At 72.7% G+C, this 17,093-nt stretch carries 20 protein-coding genes; 9 read left to right on the forward strand and 11 right to left on the reverse strand.

Features of this window, described 5'->3' with window-relative positions:
* Window positions 1-6: 6 nt before the first annotated feature.
* On the forward strand, window positions 7-1,398 hold the full coding sequence (locus LR269_RS05230) for a PLP-dependent aminotransferase family protein (protein ID WP_231429710.1): 1,392 nt from the start codon (window positions 7-9) through the stop codon (window positions 1,396-1,398).
* A 55-nt stretch (window positions 1,399-1,453) separates the two neighbouring features.
* Here LR269_RS05230 and LR269_RS05235 read toward each other — a convergent pair whose 3' ends face one another.
* Complete coding sequence (locus tag LR269_RS05235; protein ID WP_231429711.1) at window positions 1,454-1,888, reverse strand: PaaI family thioesterase; 435 nt, start codon at window positions 1,886-1,888, stop codon at window positions 1,454-1,456.
* A gap of 23 nt (window positions 1,889-1,911) precedes the next feature.
* The gene (locus tag LR269_RS05240; RefSeq protein ID WP_231429712.1) at window positions 1,912-2,523 is read right to left on the reverse strand and encodes a zinc-binding alcohol dehydrogenase; all 612 of its coding nucleotides are present in this window, start codon (window positions 2,521-2,523) and stop codon (window positions 1,912-1,914) included.
* Window positions 2,524-2,587: 64 nt separating this feature from the next.
* Between LR269_RS05240 and purM the strand changes: the two genes are divergently transcribed.
* A complete protein-coding gene (gene purM / locus LR269_RS05245; protein ID WP_231429713.1) occupies window positions 2,588-3,703 on the forward strand; it encodes a phosphoribosylformylglycinamidine cyclo-ligase in 1,116 nt (371 codons plus the stop codon).
* 20 nt (window positions 3,704-3,723) lie between these two features.
* Window positions 3,724-4,482: an LLM class flavin-dependent oxidoreductase gene (locus LR269_RS05250; protein WP_231429714.1), complete on the forward strand. Its 759-nt coding sequence runs from the start codon at window positions 3,724-3,726 to the stop codon at window positions 4,480-4,482.
* Between the two features lie 31 nt (window positions 4,483-4,513).
* Here LR269_RS05250 and LR269_RS05255 read toward each other — a convergent pair whose 3' ends face one another.
* Together LR269_RS05255 and LR269_RS05260 are read right to left on the reverse strand one after the other, a co-directional pair.
* Window positions 4,514-5,209, reverse strand: coding sequence for a capsular polysaccharide synthesis protein (locus LR269_RS05255; RefSeq protein ID WP_231429715.1), 696 nt, complete (start codon window positions 5,207-5,209; stop codon window positions 4,514-4,516).
* 368 nt (window positions 5,210-5,577) lie between these two features.
* On the reverse strand, window positions 5,578-5,805 hold the full coding sequence (locus LR269_RS05260) for a DUF3073 domain-containing protein (protein ID WP_231429716.1): 228 nt from the start codon (window positions 5,803-5,805) through the stop codon (window positions 5,578-5,580).
* Between the two features lie 180 nt (window positions 5,806-5,985).
* Here LR269_RS05260 and LR269_RS05265 point away from each other — a divergent pair, with 180 nt between their 5' ends.
* Window positions 5,986-7,161, forward strand: coding sequence for an FAD-dependent oxidoreductase (locus tag LR269_RS05265; RefSeq protein ID WP_231429717.1), 1,176 nt, complete (start codon window positions 5,986-5,988; stop codon window positions 7,159-7,161).
* 21 nt (window positions 7,162-7,182) lie between these two features.
* Here LR269_RS05265 and LR269_RS05270 read toward each other — a convergent pair whose 3' ends face one another.
* Complete coding sequence (locus LR269_RS05270) at window positions 7,183-7,590, reverse strand: DUF1801 domain-containing protein (protein WP_231429718.1); 408 nt, start codon at window positions 7,588-7,590, stop codon at window positions 7,183-7,185.
* 9 nt (window positions 7,591-7,599) lie between these two features.
* The gene (locus tag LR269_RS05275) at window positions 7,600-9,735 is read right to left on the reverse strand and encodes an APC family permease (RefSeq protein ID WP_231429719.1); all 2,136 of its coding nucleotides are present in this window, start codon (window positions 9,733-9,735) and stop codon (window positions 7,600-7,602) included.
* A 91-nt stretch (window positions 9,736-9,826) separates the two neighbouring features.
* On the opposite strand from LR269_RS05275, the gene LR269_RS05280 reads away from it, so the two are divergent.
* From LR269_RS05280 to LR269_RS05295, 4 genes are all read left to right on the forward strand, one after another.
* Window positions 9,827-10,441, forward strand: a complete 615-nt coding sequence (locus LR269_RS05280) for a hypothetical protein (RefSeq protein WP_231429720.1) — start codon at window positions 9,827-9,829, stop codon at window positions 10,439-10,441.
* Window positions 10,442-10,549: 108 nt separating this feature from the next.
* Entirely contained in the window at window positions 10,550-11,221 is a 672-nt protein-coding gene (locus LR269_RS05285; RefSeq protein ID WP_231429721.1) for a copper resistance CopC family protein, read from the forward strand.
* Between the two features lie 19 nt (window positions 11,222-11,240).
* Entirely contained in the window at window positions 11,241-11,774 is a 534-nt protein-coding gene (locus LR269_RS05290; RefSeq protein WP_231429722.1) for a copper chaperone PCu(A)C, read from the forward strand.
* The gene (locus LR269_RS05295) at window positions 11,774-13,015 is read left to right on the forward strand and encodes a Dyp-type peroxidase (protein ID WP_231429723.1); all 1,242 of its coding nucleotides are present in this window, start codon (window positions 11,774-11,776) and stop codon (window positions 13,013-13,015) included. The genes LR269_RS05290 and LR269_RS05295 overlap by 1 nt, the downstream gene beginning before the upstream one ends.
* 49 nt (window positions 13,016-13,064) lie before the next feature.
* On the opposite strand, the gene crcB is transcribed toward LR269_RS05295, so the two are convergent.
* The 5 genes from crcB to LR269_RS05320 are packed head-to-tail and all read right to left on the reverse strand — an operon-like array spanning window position 13,065 to window position 15,989.
* The gene (crcB, locus tag LR269_RS05300) at window positions 13,065-13,445 is read right to left on the reverse strand and encodes a fluoride efflux transporter CrcB (RefSeq protein ID WP_231429724.1); all 381 of its coding nucleotides are present in this window, start codon (window positions 13,443-13,445) and stop codon (window positions 13,065-13,067) included.
* Complete coding sequence (locus LR269_RS05305) at window positions 13,442-13,861, reverse strand: CrcB family protein (protein WP_231429725.1); 420 nt, start codon at window positions 13,859-13,861, stop codon at window positions 13,442-13,444. The genes crcB and LR269_RS05305 overlap by 4 nt, the downstream gene beginning before the upstream one ends.
* Window positions 13,862-13,870: 9 nt before the next feature.
* On the reverse strand, window positions 13,871-14,383 hold the full coding sequence (locus LR269_RS05310) for a GNAT family N-acetyltransferase (RefSeq protein ID WP_231429726.1): 513 nt from the start codon (window positions 14,381-14,383) through the stop codon (window positions 13,871-13,873).
* A 50-nt stretch (window positions 14,384-14,433) separates the two neighbouring features.
* Window positions 14,434-15,069, reverse strand: coding sequence for a PadR family transcriptional regulator (locus tag LR269_RS05315; RefSeq protein ID WP_231429727.1), 636 nt, complete (start codon window positions 15,067-15,069; stop codon window positions 14,434-14,436).
* Window positions 15,066-15,989: a hypothetical protein gene (locus LR269_RS05320; protein ID WP_231429728.1), complete on the reverse strand. Its 924-nt coding sequence runs from the start codon at window positions 15,987-15,989 to the stop codon at window positions 15,066-15,068. Before LR269_RS05320 ends, LR269_RS05315 begins: the two co-directional genes overlap by 4 nt.
* A gap of 219 nt (window positions 15,990-16,208) precedes the next feature.
* Here LR269_RS05320 and LR269_RS05325 point away from each other — a divergent pair, with 219 nt between their 5' ends.
* On the forward strand, window positions 16,209-16,967 hold the full coding sequence (locus LR269_RS05325; protein WP_231429729.1) for a MerR family transcriptional regulator: 759 nt from the start codon (window positions 16,209-16,211) through the stop codon (window positions 16,965-16,967).
* Window positions 16,968-17,093 lie beyond the last annotated feature (126 nt).

Consider the following 17,093-nt stretch of genomic DNA (forward strand, 5'->3'; position numbering starts at 1 on the left):
TCCGGATTGGATCTGCATCTCGAGGTCGACCCGCGGCGCAAGGCCGCGTCGCTCGAGGAGGCGTTGCGCGCTGCCGTGGTCGACGGCCGGCTCGCGCCGGGCATCCGGCTGCCGCCCAGCCGTGCCCTCGCGGCCGACCTCGGCCTCGCGCGCAACAGCGTGGCCGAGGTCTACGCCCGGCTCGTCGGCGAGGGGCGGCTCGAGGCGCGGGTCGGCTCGGGCACCTGGGTGCGCGGGGTGCCCGAGCCCGCACCGGGAGCGCGCGTCGACCGATCCACCCGGTTCGACCTCGACCTTCGCGGCGGGCTGCCGGACGCCTCGGGCTTCGGCCGGTCGGCGTGGGGTCGCGCCGTCGCACGGGCGCTGGCCGACGCGCCCGCAGCCGCCTTCGCCTACGGCGCGCCAGAAGGCGCGGCCGGGCTGCGCACGGCGCTCGCCGGGTACCTGGCGCGCACCCGCGGCGTCGTCGCCGGCGCCGACGGCCTCGTCGTCACCCACGGCTTCGGCGAACTGCTCTCGCTCGTGGCCCGGGCGATCGCCGCCCGCGGCGGACGGCGCATCGCGGTCGAGGCGTACGGGCACTCCTCGCACCGGGACGTGCTCGCCGCGGCGGGCCTCGAGCCCGTGCCGGTCCCGCTCGACGCCGACGGCATGGTCGTCGACCGGCTGGCCGCCACGGGCGTCGACGCCGTGCTCGTCACGCCCGCGCACCAGTTCCCCACCGGGGTTCCGCTCTCCGCGTCACGACGCACGACGCTCGCCGACTGGGCGCGCGACGCCGGCGCGATCGTGATCGAGGACGACTACGACGGCGAGTTCCGCTTCGACGGGCGGGCGATCGGCGCGTTCCAGGCGCTCGCCCCCGCGCAGACCGTCTACGGCGGAACCGCGAGCAAGGCGCTCGCGCCCGCGCTCGGCATCGGCTGGGGCGTCGTGCCGCCGACGCTGCGCGACGCGGTGCTCGAGCAACGACGGCTGAGCGGGGCTGCGACCGATGCGCTGTCGCAGCTCGCGCTCGCCGCGCTCATCTCGGCGGGCGACTACGACCGGGCCGTGCGCGGTGCGCGCCTGCGCTACCGGGCCCGCCGCGAGCGGCTCGAGCGGCTCATCGCCGACGGACTGCCCGGTGCCCGGGTGGCCGGGCTCGAGGCCGGCCTGCACTGCCTGCTCGAACTGCCGGGCGGTACCGCCGAGGCGGAGGTGGAGCGCGCGGCCTCGGCGATCGGCCTGCGCTACGGCGGGCTCGCCTCGTACGCCGCGGATGCCGCGACCGTCGCGTCGCGTCCGCCGACGATGGTGGTCGGGTACGGCGCCCCGCCCGAGCACCGGTTCGAGCGGGCGATCGCCGCGGTCATCGCGTCGGTCGAGCGGGCGCGACCGATGGCACCGACCGGCTGATCCGGGCGGTGCGCCGGCGCCGAGGCATCCGCGCGTGCTCGACCGATGACCGGGCTCAGTACTCCGAGGGCTTCGGAAGCACCGCCATCGTGCACCGCGAGATGCACACGAGCTTGCCGTCCTCCTGCGTGATGCGGATGTCCCACACCTGCGTCGTGCGGCCGCGGGTGATCGGGCGCGCCTCGCCGTAGACCCATCCCTCGGCGATCGGGCGCAGGTGGTTCGCGTTGATCTCCATGCCGACGCAGTAGAACTGCGCCGGGTCGACCGTGAAGGTCGCGCCCCAGCTCGCGAGGGTCTCGGCGAGGGCGACGGAGGCGCCGCCGTGCAGCACGCCCCCGGGCTGGCGCGTGCGGCCGTCGACGGGCATGCGGCCCTTCAGGGACTCGTCGGTGACCTCGGTCATCTCGATGCCGAGTGCGTGGATCGCGGTGCCGTCGCGGCGGGAGTTCGCCCACTCGAGGGAGGGCTCGCCGAACCAGATGCTCATGCGAGAGAGTCTGTCACGCCCGCCTACGCGAGTTCGGCGATGATCGGGTGGATCGCGTCGTCGAAGGCCGAGGCGTCCGACCGCAGCGAATCGGTGACGCCGACGGTCATCGCGCCGATCCACCAGACGCCGGTGCCCGACAGCGGCAGCACCTCGACGTTGAGCTCGAACGAGTGGGCGCGGCGCCCGACCTCGCGCTCGTGCTCGGCGATGGTGCCGGCGTACGCGCGGTACGAGTCGCCGCGGCGGGCCGCGGAGGCGTTGCGATACGCGTCGTGCGCCCACTCCGTCCATGCGCGGGCGGCCTCGGCGTGCGGGACGATCTCTCGCGCGAGGATCTCGGCGCCCTTCACCGGCAGGGCGACGTCGGTGTCGAACGCCTCGACGAGTTCGAGCGGCACGGGCGACGGATGCGCCTCGGGCTCGACGGTCATCGCCCACCACGCGCGCCACTGGCGCTCGAGCAGGTCGTGCTCGTCGATCTCGAGCCGTTCGCCGACGGGGCCGACGTCGCGCAGTCGCGGCAGTTCGACGGGGGAGGAGATCGCGAGCACCTCGCGCAGATAGAGCGCGAGCAGAACCGGGCGACTCGCATTCTCACGGATCACCCACGACGGTGCCGCCCCTGGCTGCATACCCCGAATTCTACGCTCGCGCACCCCAGTCGGCGGCAGCGACGCGGCCCGGTACCCTTGACGGGTGAGCGCGAACTCGTCCTACGCCGCTGCCGGAGTCGACACCGCAGCCGGCGACCTCGCCGTCGAACTCATGAAGGAGGCGGTCGCCAAGACCCACGGGCCCAACGTGCTCGGCGGGGTGGGCGGCTTCGCCGGCCTCTACGACCTCTCCTTCGCGAAGGACTTCGAGCGGCCGCTCCTCGCGACCTCGACCGACGGCGTCGGCACGAAGATCGCGATCGCGCAGGCGCTCGACAAGCACGACACGATCGGCCAGGACCTCGTGGGCATGGTCGTCGACGACATCGTCGTGGTCGGTGCGAAGCCGCTCTTCATGACCGACTACATCGCGTGCGGCAAGGTCGTGCCCGAGCGCATCGCCTCGATCGTGACGGGCATCGCCCGTGCCTGCGCCGAGACCGGCACCGCCCTCGTCGGCGGCGAGACCGCCGAGCACCCGGGCCTCATGGGCGCCGACGACTACGACGTCGCGGGCGCGGCGGTCGGCGTCGTCGAGGCCGACAAGGCGCTCGGCGCCGAGAAGGTGCAGTCGGGCGACGCGGTCATCGCGATCGCGTCGAGCGGCCTGCACTCCAACGGCTTCTCGCTCGTGCGCCACATCCTCGCCGGCCAGGGCGTCGCCTACGGGCACGCCTCGGCCGAGCTCGGCATGACGTGGGGCGAGGCGCTCCTCGAGCCGACCCGCCTCTACTCGGGCCAGCTCGTCGAGCTGCTCGCAGGCCCGCACGGCGACGCCGTGCACTCGCTCTCGCACGTCACGGGCGGCGGCATCGCCGCGAACCTCGCGCGCGTGCTGCCCCGCGGCTCGTTCGCCGAGGTCGACCGCTCGACCTGGTCGCCGGCGCCCGTGTTCCGCGTGCTCAACGAGCTCGCCGGCACGAGCCTCGAATCGACCGAGGGCACCTGGAACCTCGGCATCGGCTTCTTCGCCGTCGTCGAGCCCGGCGCCGCGGCATCCGTGATCGCCGAACTCGACCGCCTCGGCCTGCCGGCCTGGCAGGTCGGCACCGTGGGCCTCGGCGAGCCGCCGCAGGTCGCGGGCGCCGACCGCTGGGAGCAGGGCGCGAAGGGCGTCGACGGCGGCGCGGTGCGCCTCGTCGGCAGCTACGCGAGCTGAGCGACGGCGACCGCGGCGACATGCGCACGCCCGTCTCGATCGGCATCACGAGCCTCACCCCGCTCGAGACGGTGCGCGCGCTCGCGCCGCGCGTCGAGCGGCTCGGCTTCCACGCGCTGTGGATCAACGACCTGCCGGGCGGTGACTCGCTCGACGGTCTCCGGGCGGCGGCGTCGGTCACCGAGCGCATCGGCCTCGCGACCGGCGTGATCCCGCTCGACCGCCGGCCGGCCGGCACGCTCGTGCTCGGCGGCATCCCCGCAGACCGGCTCGTGCTCGGCGTCGGGTCCGGGCGCGCCGAGCGACCCCTCGCGCTCGTCGAGCAGGGGATCGCGGCGCTGCGCGACGCGACCGAGGCGGCGATCGTCGTCGGGGCGCTCGGCCCGCGCATGCGGCGGCTGGCCGCCGAGCGCGGAGACGGGGCGCTCTTCAACTGGCTCACCCCCGACGCCGCGGCCACGACGACCGCCGAGCTGCACGACGCCGGCGGAGCCCGCTCGGTGCGCGGCATCCTCTACACGCGCACGACGGTCGACGATGCCGCACGCCCCGCGCTCGAGCGCGAGGCCGCCGCGTACGAGGGCTTTCCGGCCTATGCGGCGAACTTCGCCCGGCTCGGCTTCCGCGCGATCGACGCGACGATCGGCGACCCCGACGCGCTCGCCGCGTACGAGGGCGCGCCCGACGAGCTCGTGCTGCGCGCGATCACGCCGTCGAACGCGCTCGACGAGCTCGAGCGCTTCGTCGAGACGACCGCCGCGTGGGTGCGCTCGGCGTGAGTCGCGCCGAGCGATCGCCCGTGCGGGCGGCTCAGTCGGCGAGGCCGTGCTCGAGCAGCCGCTCGAGCACGGAGCCGGGCGGCACCGCGTCGTACTTGTAGCTCAGTTTCTGCAGCGGAGACACGTCGAGGATCTGGCGCACGACTCCGGGTCGCCAGGGCTGCATCATCTCGAGCTGCAGCAGGTGCGCCGCCGTCGACGAGAGCGTGGGCACGGCGTCCCACTGCCCACGAGCCTCGGGCACGAGTACCTGCAGCACCTCGAAGACGCGGTGGTAGAGGAAGTAGTCGGGCAGGTCGTCGTTCGCCGCCCACCACGCGTCGAGGGCGAGGCGCTGCAGTGCGATGATCGGGGTCGCCGGATGCGAGGCGATGAACCAGTTGCCGATCTGCCGCCGCGTCCACCGCGGGAACACCGTGCCGGCGCGCAGGCACCGCCGCAGCTCGTCGTCGAGCGGACGATCGACCCAGGCCGTCGCGTCGACCCAGACCCCGCCGTGCTCGGCGAGCACGGCGGTGCGCACGTAGTCCGAGAAATGGGCGGGCCGGTCGTGCTCGAGGAGTGCGGCGACGCGGTCGGGAATCTCGACGAGGTCACGAGCGGAGTCGCCGTCGAGCACGCGCAGTGAGGGGTGCACCCGCCGCAACTGGGCGATGCACGCCCGCACGAGCGGCGGGGCGGTCTCGACCGGTGCGTTCCAGTAGGTGTACACCCGGTCGGTCGGCATGGCGATCCCCCCGTACGCGCGGGCGGCGCGACGCGCACGCCAGCGCGCCCACCTCGGCGGCGTCGCCGGCAGGCCGGCGGCACGGCGGAGGTCGGCGAGCTGGGCGCGAGCAGGCGCACGACCCGTGCGTACGCCGCGTAGGCGGCGGCGAGGTCGAGTGTGTCCTCGAACCGCTTCGAACGCTCGAGCTGCGCGCGCAGGCCCGCGACCACGCGATCGGTGCTGCGGTGGGCGGCGGCCATGCGTCGAGGGTATCGGTGCGCAAGCGCCGTCGTCGGTTCCTGCCGCAGGCGCACCGACGAACGGGAGCGCGCGCTCAGCAGGAGCGGCGGAGGTTCGCGGGGAGCGTGTCTTCGACGGAGCGACGATCAGGCGCGCTGTTCGCGCTGCTCGTCGTCGGCGTAGGTGTCGTCGTCAGCGTACGTGTCGTCGTCATCGTCGGCATACTCTGCCCACTTCGACGCCTCATCGCTGTACTCGTCATGCTGCGAGCCGGTGAGCTCGCGCTCAAGCGCGTTGTAGTCGGTGTTGGGGCTGAAGTACTTCAGCTCCCGAGCGACCTTGGTGTGCTTGGCTTTCTGACGGCCGCGCCCCATGCGTGACCCCCTTACGACATCTGGCCGGGTGGGATGGTCTTCACCCGGCGCTCCCTTGAGAAATTCGTCCAGCCGCCAGTTTAGCACCGCCGAAGACGCCGATCGCCGGTCGCCACAGCCTGCCGATCGCGCTCGGGCGACGTGCTGCGAGCACACAGCAAGACATGCTGAGATTGTCAGGTGACGACGAGCCCCGAACGCGTGAAGGTGGTCGTGATCGGTGCCGGCCAGGCCGGGCTCTCGGTCGCGTACTACCTGCGTCGATTCGAGCTCGTCGCCGGGCAGGACTTCGTGATGCTCGACCGCGCGCCCGGCCCCGGCGGCGCATGGCAGCACCGCTGGTCGTCGCTCAGGCTCGGCACCGCGCATCGCGTGAACGACCTGCCGGGCATGGCCGAACTCGGCCTCAGCTTCGACACGGCCGACCGGGCACTGCCCGCGAAGGACGTGGTCGCCGACTACTACGGCCGGTTCGAGCAGCACTTCGACCTGCAGGTGCGACGCCCGATGAACGTGCGCTCGGTGTCGAACGAGGGCGCCGACCTGCTCGTGCGCTACGAGGACCTCAGCCCCCAGCCCGTCGAGGAGCTCACGACGCGCGGCCTCTTCGGCCGACGCCGCAAGACGTTCTCGGCGCCCGCCACGCCCACCATGCCGCAGCACGCGCTCGCGACGCAGTTCCTCGTGAACGCGACCGGCACGTGGGGCTCGCCGTTCGTGCCGTTCTACCCGGGCATGGGCGAGTTCGAGGGACGCCACGTGCACACCTCCGACTTCACCGACGCCGAGGACTTCCGCGACCAGCACGTCGTCGTCGTCGGCGGCGGCACGAGCGCGATCGGCTTCATGCTCGAGCTCGAGGATGTCGCGGCCGGGCTCACCTGGGTCTCCCGGCGCCCGATCGACTGGATCGACCGGCAGGAGCTCGACCTCGAGGGCGCATCGGCCGCCGTCGCCATGCAGGACGAGGCTGCCCGCTCCGGGCGGGCGCTGCCCTCGATCGTGAGCGGAACGGGCGTGCCGAAGAGCCGCCGCATCGCCGCGGGGATCGAGCGCGGACTCCTCGTCGCGCGCCCGATGTTCGACCGCATCGAGGGCGACCGCGTCGTCTGGGACGGCGAGCAGCAGGGGTCGGCGCGCGCCGACGCGATCATCTGGGCCACGGGGTTCCGACCCGAGCTGCGGCACCTCGCGCCGCTCAAGCTGCGCGAGAAGGCCGGCGGAGTGACGGTCGGGCAGGGTGCGGCGTGGAGCGACCCGCGGGTGTTCCTCGCCGGCTACGGACCGCAGGCCTCGACGATCGGTGCCAGCCGGGCCGGGCGCATGATCGCCCGCCAGATCATGGCGATGCTGTAGCGAGGAGCGAGCCCTCGCTGCTCAACCGGCGGAACGGACGGCGAAGTCGTACGATTCGCGCACCAGGTCGGTCAGCATGTCGAGATCGACGACCGCGAGATCCTTGAGGTAGAGGCATCCCACCCCGGTGGTGTGCGGCCCGAGGCGCTCGAGCAGTTCGGAGTCCTCCGCGAACCCCGGCAGCAGGTACACCGTCGACGCAGCCTTGCGCGGTGAGAAGGCGGCCGCGGGCGTGACGCCCTCGCGACCGCTGTCGTACCGGTAGCGGTACTCGCCGAAGCCCACGATCGACGGGCCCCACATGTACGCCTCTTCGCCGGTCACGCGCTGCATGAGGGCGAGCAGGGTGTCGGCGTCGCGCCGGCGCACGCGATGCGTCACCGAGTCGAGGAACACCTCCACCGGGACATCCGTGCGACCGGTCGCCATGCCGTGAGCCTACCGCCCGCGCTTGCCCGTCGTCTCGGCGATCGGCCGGCGCGGCACCGCCCGCACCGGCTCGCCGCGGCGGTCCTGGCCGGGCAGGGGGCGCGAACGGCGGCCGTAGATGAGGTCGGACGAGTCCAGCAGCCACGGCACGAGGGCGATCGTGACGCCGTGCACGAGCATGAGCTTCTGCCGGATGCGCCGAGCCTTGTGGTTGTGGAGGATGTTCTCCCACCAGTGGCCGACGATGTACTGCGGCATGTACACGGTCACGACCTCGGAGCCGTGCTCCTCGCGATGCTGCTTGATGTGCTGGATCAGCGGGTGGCTGAGATCGCGGTAGGGCGACGACAGGATGCGCAGCTTGACGTGGATGTTCATCTTCACCCAGTCCTTCTTCAGCTGCTTCGTCTGCGCGTCGTCGAGCGAGACGTGCACCGCCTCGATCGAGTCGTGCCGGGCGGCGATGGCGTAGTCGAGCGCCTTGAGGGTCGGCTTCTGCATGCGGCCGACGAGCACGATCGCGTGGTCGCCCGAGGCGCCGAACGTCGTGGTCGGGTCGACCTCGACCTCCTTCTCGACGTCGCGGTAGTACCGGTGCACGCCCATCATGAGGATGAACAGGATCGGCATCATGAGGAACACCATCCACGCGCCGTGCGTGAACTTCGTGATCGTGACGACGACGAGGACGACCGCGGTGAGCGTGGCGCCGAACGTGTTGATGCACAGCGAGCGGATGATCGCGCCGCGGGTCATCGGGCGGTGGTCGTCGTCGGCGGGGCCGGGGCGACCCGGCTTGGCCGCCTTCTGCTTCGCGGCGCCGGCCGCGCTCGCGCCGGTCCGTGCGCGGCCCGCGCGCAGGAGGCCGATCCAGTGCCGCACCATGCCGCTCTGGCCGAGCGTGAACGACACGAACACGCCGATGATGTAGAGCTGGATGAGCAGTGTCAGGTTGGCCTGGAACGCGACGAGGATGACCATCGCGGCGAGGCCGAGGATGATGACGCCGTTCGAGTAGATGAGGCGGTCGCCGCGCGTCGAGAGCGACTTCGGCGCGTAGCCGTCGCGGGCGAGCACGGAGCCGAGCAGCGGGAATCCGTTGAACGCGGTGTTCGCCGCGAGCAGCAGCACGAGGGCGGCGGCGGCCTGCACGACGAAGAAGAGGATCGAGTCGTTGCCGAACACCGCGGCGGCGATCTGCGCGATGAGGCTCGGCTGCGGCGCGGTCAGGCAGTCGTTCCAGCCGATGAGGTCGCACGGGTCCTCGGCGTAGTGCACGCCGGAGACGAGCGCGAGGGCCGTGAGGCCGACGAACATCACGATCGCGAGCCCGACCATGAGCGAGAGCGTCTTCTGCGCGTTGCGCACCTTGGGTGCGCGGAACGCGGGCACGCCGTTGGCGACGGCCTCGACGCCGGTCAGCGCGGAACAGCCGCTCGCGAACGAGCGGAGCAGCAGCAGGATGATCGCGGCCTGCGTGAGGTCCTCGCCCTCGACCGAGTACTGCGACGACTCGGCCACGGGCGGGTTGCCCATCGCGATCTGCACGAGCCCGGTGCCGACGAGCAGCAGCACGCTCGCCGCGAAGAAGTAGGTGGGCACCGCGAAGGCCTTGCCCGACTCGCTCACGCCGCGGAGGTTCATCGCGGCGAGGATGATGACGAACACGACCGCGAGCTCGACCCGCCACGGGTTGAGCGCCGGGAAGGCGGAGATGATGTTGTCGACGCCAGATGCGACCGACACGACGACGGTCATGACGTAGTCGACGAGCAGGGCCGAGGCCACAACGAGCCCGGCCTTCTCGCCGAGGTTCTTGTGCGCGACCTCGTAGTCGCCGCCGCCCGAGGGGTACGCGCGGATCAGCTGGCGGTAGCTCAGTGCGACCGTGGCCATGAGCAGCACGACCACCGCGGCGACCCACGGCGCGAAGGCCAGGAACGCGAGGCCGCCGACCGTGAGCACCATGAGGAGCTCCTGCGGCGCGTACGCGACCGACGACAGGGCGTCGCTCGCGAACACCGGCAGGGCGATGCGCTTGGGGAGGAGCTGCCCCTCGAGCTTCTCGGTGGGCAGGGGGTCGCCGATGATCCAGTGCTTCGGCGACTTCAGTTCGGCAGGCGGCTCGCCCGCGTCGTTCGTCACGGCGGATGACACTACACCTGCGCGCGTGCATGTCAAGTCGGCTTGCTAGACTCGAGGCGCATTTCTTCCATCGAGCCCGGGGAGCCCCGACGTGAATCGTGCGACGCAGCTCGCGCGCGGTGCTGCGACCGCCTCGGTGGCCCTCTTCCTCGCGGCCTTCTCGCACGGGGTCGCCGGCGGTGAGGCGCCCGGTTCGGTCGGGCTCGCGCTCGCGGCGATCGTCGCGCTCGGCGCCTCGGTCGCCTTCGTCGGCCGGCGAACGACGCCCGTGCGCACGGCGCTCGCCGTGATCGCGAGCCAGGCGGCCTTCCACCTCCTCTTCGGCGTCGGCTCGGGCCCCGCATCGGGCGAATTCGTCACCACGGGCGGCGGCCACCACGCCACGATGGCCTTCGTCGAGTCGGCCGGCGCCGCCTCGACCGCGGCGCACGACGGGCACGGCGCCGCCATGCTCATCGGGCACGCGCTCGCCGCGGTCGCCACCATCGTCTACCTGCTCGTGCTCGAGCGCACGGCCTGGTCGGCGCTCGCGACGGCGACCCGCCGCTTCGCGCTCGTGTTCGCCGGTCGTGCCGGCGAGCCGGTCGCGATCATCGCCCCGCCGACGCCGCGCCTCGCGACCCTCGTTCCGCCCGCACTGCGCTCGCGCCTGCGCTTCGCGGCACTCCGCTATCGCGGCCCGCCGCTCCTCCCCGCCTTCGCGTGAACCCTCCGCCCTCGGGGCGGAACCATCGAAGACTCCGGATGCCTCGCGCCGACGATCGGCGCACGCATCGATGCATGCCGTCCGGAGCATGAGGAGAAGGACTCCCGAATGCACACCACTTCCATCGCGCTCCGTCGCACCACGAACCCCCTGCGCACCGTCGTCGTCGCGGCGACCGCGCTCACCTTCGCGGGCGCGATCGCGCTCTCGGGCGGCACCGCCGCCCTCGCCCACGACGAGCTCGTCGGCTCGACCCCCGAGAACGGACAGGTGCTCGAGACGCCGCCCGCCGAGGTCTCGCTGCAGTTCTCGGACGACATCATCGAGGTCGGCACCGCCGTCGAGGTCGTCGACCACCACGGCGAGGAGGTCGAGGTCGGCGAGCCCGTGATCGACGGGCCGAACGTCACCGCGACGCTGCCGGCCGACCTCGAAGGCGAGTACCAGGTGCGCTGGCGCGCAGTGTCGAGCGACGGCCACCCGATCGAGGGCACGATCGACTTCGGCGTGGGCGCCGACGCGACGGGCACCTGGACCGAGGAGGCGCCGCACGACGCTCCCGCGGCCGACGAGGACGACCACGGCGACGAGGGCGACCACGCCGACGACGCCGACGACGCCGCGGCGAACGGTCCCGACGGATGGGCCGTCGCGGGCTTCATCGTCGGCGGGCTCGGCATCATCGCGCTCATCGTCGCGATCATCGTGAGCGCGCGCCGCAAGAGCGCAGGCCCGGGTGCCGGCGACGGCCCGGCCTCCGGCACCGGCACCGACGCCTGACCGGGCGGGAGCGATCGAGATGCGTTCCACCGCGATCACCCCTGCCCTCGGAGCGGCGTTGGCCGCGCTGCTCCTCCTGTCCGGCTGCAGCACGGTCACCGGCGGCTCCGCCGATCCCGACGCCCGGGTCGCGGCGGCCGCTCCCGGCGCGTCGTCGGTGGTCGTCGAGGAGGCCTGGATCAAAGCCGCCGACGACGGCATGACCGCACTCTTCGGCGACGTCGTCAACGGCGGCGACGGCGACCTGGTGCTCGTCGGCGCCGTGACCGACGCCGCCGAGTCGGCCGAACTGCACGAGACGGTCGGATCCGACGGCGCCATGCTGATGCGCGAGAAGGACGGCGGCTTCCCGATCCCCGCCGGCGAGACCCTGACGCTCGAGCCGGGCGCCGACCACGTGATGCTCATGGGCCTCGGCGGACCGCTGCTCGCGGGCGACGAGGTCACGGTGACCCTCGAGTTCGATGACGGTTCGACGCTCGAGGTCACGGCGCCCGTCAAGGACTACGCGGGCGCGAACGAGCAGTACGACGACGGACACGGGTCGGACTGATGGCCGGCGAACCCGGCGGTTCCGGGTTCTCGCGGCGGCACCTCCTCTTCGGGGGCGCCGCCGCGGCCGGAGCCGGCGCCGCTGCGGTGCTCGGCGCCCAGGCGTTGGCCGGCGCGCTCGCCCCCACGGAGGACGGCACGGCGGCGTCGGCGCGAGGGGTGGGTGCGACGGCGGTCGGCGACGCCCTCGTCCCCTTCCACGGTGCGCACCAGGCCGGCGTCGAGACCCCGCCGCAAACGCATGCCCGCTTCATCGCGCTCGATCTCCGCTCCGACGTCGACGCTGCGGCCCTGCGGCGGATGCTGCGCGTGCTCAGCGACGACGCAGCACGGGTCACGCAGGGCCGAGCGCCGCTGGCCGACTCCGAACCGGAACTCGCGCTCGCACCGGCGCGGCTGACGGTGACGTTCGGGTTCGGCCCAGGGCTCGTGGCCCGCGCCGGCGGCATCGCACCCGACTGGCTCCGCCCCCTGCCGCCCTTCGGCGTCGACCGTCTGCGCCCGGAGTGGAGCGACGGCGACCTGCTGATCCACCTCGGTGCCGACGATCCGGTCACCGTGGCCCACGCCGCCCGGATGCTGCTGAAGGATGCGCGCTCGTTCGCGAACGTGCGCTGGTCGCAGCAGGGCTTCCGCAGGGCGGCCGGGGCCGAGGCCTCCGGATCGACGATGCGCAACCTGTTCGGACAGCTCGACGGCACCGTCAACCCGGTGCCCGGGAGCGCCGACTTCGACGAGCTCGTCTGGTCGAATGGCGGTCCCGGCTGGATGGCGGGCGGCACGTCCCTCGTGCTGCGGCGCATCGCGATGGACCTGGACGGCTGGGATCGGGTCGACCGCCCGGGCCGGGAGGCCGCGGTCGGTCGACGCCTCCGCGACGGGGCGCCGCTCACCGGTGCACGCGAGCACGACGAGCCCGATTTCGCAGCGTTGACCCCGGTCGGCTTCCCCGTCATCGCGGACTACTCGCACCTGCGGCGCTCGCGCAGCGACGTCCCGGGGGAGCGGATCTTCCGTCGTGGGTACAACTACGACGAGGCACCCGCCGGCGGCGCCGTCTCGGACGCGGGGCTGCTGTTCGCCTCGTACCAGGCCGACGTCGATCGCCAGTTCGTGCCGATCCAGCGCCGCCTCGACGAGCTCGACCTGCTCAACGAGTGGACGACGCCCGTGGGCTCGGCGGTGTTCGCGATCCCGCCGGGCTGCGGCCCCGACGGGTACGTGGGGGACTCGCTCGTCTGACGACGAGCACGGTGGATGTCGCGGCCCGGGTCGCGGCATCCGCCGCCCGTCACCGGAACGCGAGGTACATGCCGGCCGCGGCCGCGAGGCCGACGGCGAGGGTGACGACGACGTTGAGCACGGCCGCCCGCCACCGGCCGCCCGAGACCAGTTCGATCGTCTCGACGCTCCAGGTGCTGAACGTCGTGAGGCCGCCGCAGAATCCCGTCACGAGGATGAGCCGCAGGTCGCCGTCGAGCGCGGCGCGCTCCGCGAGGCCGATGAGCGCGCCGGCGACGCCCGAGCCGACGACGTTGACGATCAGGATGCCGCCGGGGAGGTGCCCGGGCCGCACCGGCAGCGCGCGCGAGAGCGCGTAGCGCGCGACGGCCCCGACCGCGCCCGCCACGAGCACGGCCGTGACGACGATCGGGCTGAGCGAGCCGGTCACAGCGTCGCCCCGTCGTCGCTGACCTCGTGCGGCATCGGACGGTGCGCGAGGTGCGAGCCGAGCTCGAGCCCGAGTGCGGCGAGGCCGATCCCGCCGACGACCGAGGCCAGGAGGTAGCCCGCGCCGACCCAGAACGCGCCGTCGCTCGTCAGTACGACGACGGCCGCCATCACGGCCGACAGCGTGGTGAACGAGCCGAGCACCCCCGATCCGAGGCCCGCCTTGAGCCACATGGGCGTCGCCGGCCTCGTCCAGAGGCCCCCGACGAGCCAGCCGAGCGCGAACGTGCCGGCGAGGTTGATGACGAGCGTCTCGAGGGGGAATGCACCCGCGGGCGGTGCGAACGCGAGGTCGAAGGCGAGGCGGAGGCCGGTTCCGATGAGGCCGCCGACGGCGACCGCGAGATACGCGCGCACCCCTGAAGGCTACGCCGCGCCGGGCGGGACGAGCGTCGCGACCCAGTCGTTGGTGCGGAGCACGCCGCCGCCCGTCTCGAAGTCCGCTTCACCGAGCAGGGTGAACCCCGCCTTGCGGCACACGGCGTTCGACGCGGGGTTGTCGACGCTCGGGTAGGCGTGTACGGGCAGCGTCTCGCCGGCGGCGCGGGCGAACTCGAGCATGGCGATGACGGCGGCCGGGGCGATGCCGCGCCCGCGGTACCGGGCCTCGACCGACCAGCCGCTCTCGAGCGCCGGCTCGCCGTGCCACTCGTGCTGCCAGTAGCCGACCATGCCGACGCCCTCGGGATGCCCGGGGATCGTGATGCGGAACTGCTGCCCCGTGCCGTCGCGCGCGAGCGCGAGGTAGCGGGCGTGCCGCGAGACGACCTGCTCGTCGGTCTCGACGCCGCCGACCCAGTCCATCAGCTCGGGGGTGTTCGCCCGACGGAGCAGCCCGAGGTCGCCCTCGGACCACGGATGCACCTCGACGTCGTCCATGCGACCATCGAACCACCGGCCGCCGACAGCGACGACGGCCGGCACCGGGCTCAGCGGTCGAGTGCCGCGAGCACGTCGGCACGCACCTGCGCGAGCCGCGCCTTCAGCAGGGTGACCGCCTCATGGGGCACGTGGTCGGCCTGCGTGCGGGTGCGAAGGTCGGTGCGCACCTGACGACGGAACTCGTTGAGCACGAGCTCGGCCTCCTGCAGCGCGCGCCGCGACTCCACCTGGGCGTCGACCGTCGCCGACCGGGCACTCTCGGCGGTCGCCTTCGCCGCGTCCTTCGCCGAGCGCTTCGCGTCGCGGGCGGCGCTCGCGAGCTCGGCGCGCAGCGAGCGCATCGCGTCGTTGACCTCGGCGCGCACGCCGTCGGCGAGGCGACGGATCGAGTCGGTCACCTCGTCCTCGATCGCGTCGAGTTCGGGGCGGCGGGCCTCGAGCTCGGTGCGCCCGGCGTCGGTGATCTCGTAGACCGACTTGCGGCCGTCGCTCGTCTTCGTGACGAGCCCCTCCTCCTCGAGCTTCGACAGGCGCGGGTAGATCGTGCCGGCGCTCGGCGAGTAGGTGCCGCCGAATCGGTCGGAGAGGGCCTGGATCAGCTCGTAGCCGTGCCGCGGCTGCTCGTCGAGGAGCGCCAGCAGGTAGAGCCGCAGGCTGCCATGGGCGAACACGGGCGGGGTCACGCGGCGCCCCCGACCTCGGTGCGGGACGACTCGTCGTCGGCGCCCGCACCGGAACCGGAGCCGGAGCCGGAGCCGGTCGCTGCGTCGCCGGCCGCGCCGGAGGCATCCCCGGGGACGGGCTCGCGTCGCATGACCGAGATCGACCCCGAGACGCTGTTCGCGCCGAAGTCGAGCCAGCGCCCGGCGAGCTCGCCGGTCACCCGCTCGAAGCCCTTGCCGAGCACGCCCTTCATCGTCACGTCGTCGATGAGCACGGTGCCGCCGACGGTGTTGACGCGATACCGGGCCCCGGCCCCGGCGTCGAAGCGCACGGTGAGGTCGCCCGAGACGGTGTTCGTGTCGATGCGGCTCGGGGTGCCGTGCGCGTCGACGATCATGTTGCCCGCGACGGTGTCGGCATTGAAGACCGTGATCGCGCCGGTGGCGATGATGTCGCCCGACACGGAGTGCGCCGTGACCCGGCCGGTGTGGTTGCCGACCGAGAGCTCGCCCGACACGGTCGAGAGCTCGAGGTCGCCGTCGTGGTCGTCGACCACGAGCTCGCCCGAGACGGTGCTGAGCTTGGCGTCGCCGTCGAAGCCGGAGACGAGCGCGTCGCCCGACACGACGCCGAGCTTCACCAGCGCCGTGCGCGGCGCGAGGATCGACACGTCGGCCTTGGCGTTGTTCGCCCAGCCCTTGAAGGCATCGATGAAGTTGTCCCAGCGCAGCTGCGGGTGGTCGATCTCGAGGGCGTCGCCGTCGATCGTCACGAGCAGGTCCTTGCCGGTCACGCTCGAGACCTCGATGCGGGCGCCTGGCTCGTCGTGGGCGATGAGGTCGACCTTGCCGCCGATGAGGCTGACCTTGAGCTTGCGGACGAGTTCGAGGTCGATGACCCGCGATTCGCCCGGGGTGATGACCCACTTCTCGATCGTCATGTCGTGCTCCTTCTGTGCGGGCGGAGTGCCGCGAGGCATCCGGCCCTGAAATCCGGGGTTTCGCGATATATCGCGTCTTGATGTGCAACACGATATATCGCGTTCCTGAGAATCTCAACCTGTTTCGTTTGACCTTGACGTTACGTCAAGTTCTACGGTGGAACCCGTACCGGCAACGGTGCAGCACGACACGAACCGAACGCGAGAGGAGGCGGCGCCGTGGACTGGTCGATCCAGGAGATCGCGAAGCTCGCCGGCACGACGAGCCGCACCCTGCGGCACTACGACGACATCGGCCTGCTCGAACCGAGCCGCGTGGCCGGCAACGGCTACCGCCATTACGACGAGCGCGCACTCGTGCGCCTGCAGCGCATCCTGCTGCTGCGCGAGCTCGGGCTCGGACTGCCGGCCATCGGCGAGGTGCTCGAGGGCGACGCCGACGAGGCGCATGCGCTCGGCGCGCACCTCGACTGGCTCCGGCAGGAGCAGGGCCGGCTGGCGCGTCAGATCGCGTCGGTCGAGAAGACCATCGAGGCATTGGAAGGAGGTGAACGACTCATGGCAGACGAGATGTTCGACGGCTTCGACCACACCCGGTACAAGGAGGAGGTCGAAGAGCGCTGGGGCAAGGAGGCGTACGCGAGCGGTGACCGCTGGTGGCGCGGCCTCGGCGAGGCCGGCCGGCGCGAGTGGAAGGCTCGCGCCGAGGCGCTCGGTCGCGACTGGATCGCGGCGGCGGAGTCGGGCGTGCAGCCCGGCGGCCCCGAGGGGCAGGCGCTCGCGAAGCGCCACGTCGAGTGGCTGACCGGCATTCCCGGCACGCCCGCGGCGGCGCCCGGCGGCGACGTCAAGGCGTACGTGATCGGCCTCGGCGAGATGTACGTGGCCGACCCGCGCTTCGGCGTGAACTACGGCGGTCCGCACGGCGCCGAGTTCGTGCGCGATGCGTTGCGGGCGTACGCCGACCGCGAGCTCTAGGGGCTGGGCGGTCGAGGAGGCGCGCGGCGCCGCATCGACACCACCCGCGTCGTCTCGATGCGCTTCGCCCCTCGACCGACGATGGTCGCTGCGGCCTCCGAGGTGTCCCGGCCTCGGAGGCCGCAG

This window comes from Agromyces sp. S2-1-8 (assembly GCF_021129215.1).
In the GTDB taxonomy this organism is placed as follows: domain Bacteria; phylum Actinomycetota; class Actinomycetes; order Actinomycetales; family Microbacteriaceae; genus Agromyces; species Agromyces chromiiresistens.

What these genes read in the sequence shown, in the direction of transcription:
- LR269_RS05285 (WP_231429721.1), top strand. Translation starts at nt 10,550, where the DNA reads ATGCACACCACTTCCATCGCGCTCCGTCGCACCACGAACCCCCTGCGC.
- LR269_RS05240 (WP_231429712.1), bottom strand. Translation starts at nt 2,523, where the DNA reads ATGCAGCCAGGGGCGGCACCGTCGTGGGTGATCCGTGAGAATGCGAGT.
- LR269_RS05255 (WP_231429715.1), bottom strand. Translation starts at nt 5,209, where the DNA reads ATGCCGACCGACCGGGTGTACACCTACTGGAACGCACCGGTCGAGACC.
- LR269_RS05295 (WP_231429723.1), top strand. Translation starts at nt 11,774, where the DNA reads ATGGCCGGCGAACCCGGCGGTTCCGGGTTCTCGCGGCGGCACCTCCTC.
- LR269_RS05310 (WP_231429726.1), bottom strand. Translation starts at nt 14,383, where the DNA reads ATGGACGACGTCGAGGTGCATCCGTGGTCCGAGGGCGACCTCGGGCTG.
- LR269_RS05290 (WP_231429722.1), top strand. Translation starts at nt 11,241, where the DNA reads ATGCGTTCCACCGCGATCACCCCTGCCCTCGGAGCGGCGTTGGCCGCG.
- LR269_RS05270 (WP_231429718.1), bottom strand. Translation starts at nt 7,590, where the DNA reads ATGGCGACCGGTCGCACGGATGTCCCGGTGGAGGTGTTCCTCGACTCG.
- LR269_RS05320 (WP_231429728.1), bottom strand. Translation starts at nt 15,989, where the DNA reads ATGACGATCGAGAAGTGGGTCATCACCCCGGGCGAATCGCGGGTCATC.
- LR269_RS05235 (WP_231429711.1), bottom strand. Translation starts at nt 1,888, where the DNA reads ATGAGCATCTGGTTCGGCGAGCCCTCCCTCGAGTGGGCGAACTCCCGC.
- LR269_RS05260 (WP_231429716.1), bottom strand. Translation starts at nt 5,805, where the DNA reads ATGGGGCGCGGCCGTCAGAAAGCCAAGCACACCAAGGTCGCTCGGGAG.
- LR269_RS05250 (WP_231429714.1), top strand. Translation starts at nt 3,724, where the DNA reads ATGCGCACGCCCGTCTCGATCGGCATCACGAGCCTCACCCCGCTCGAG.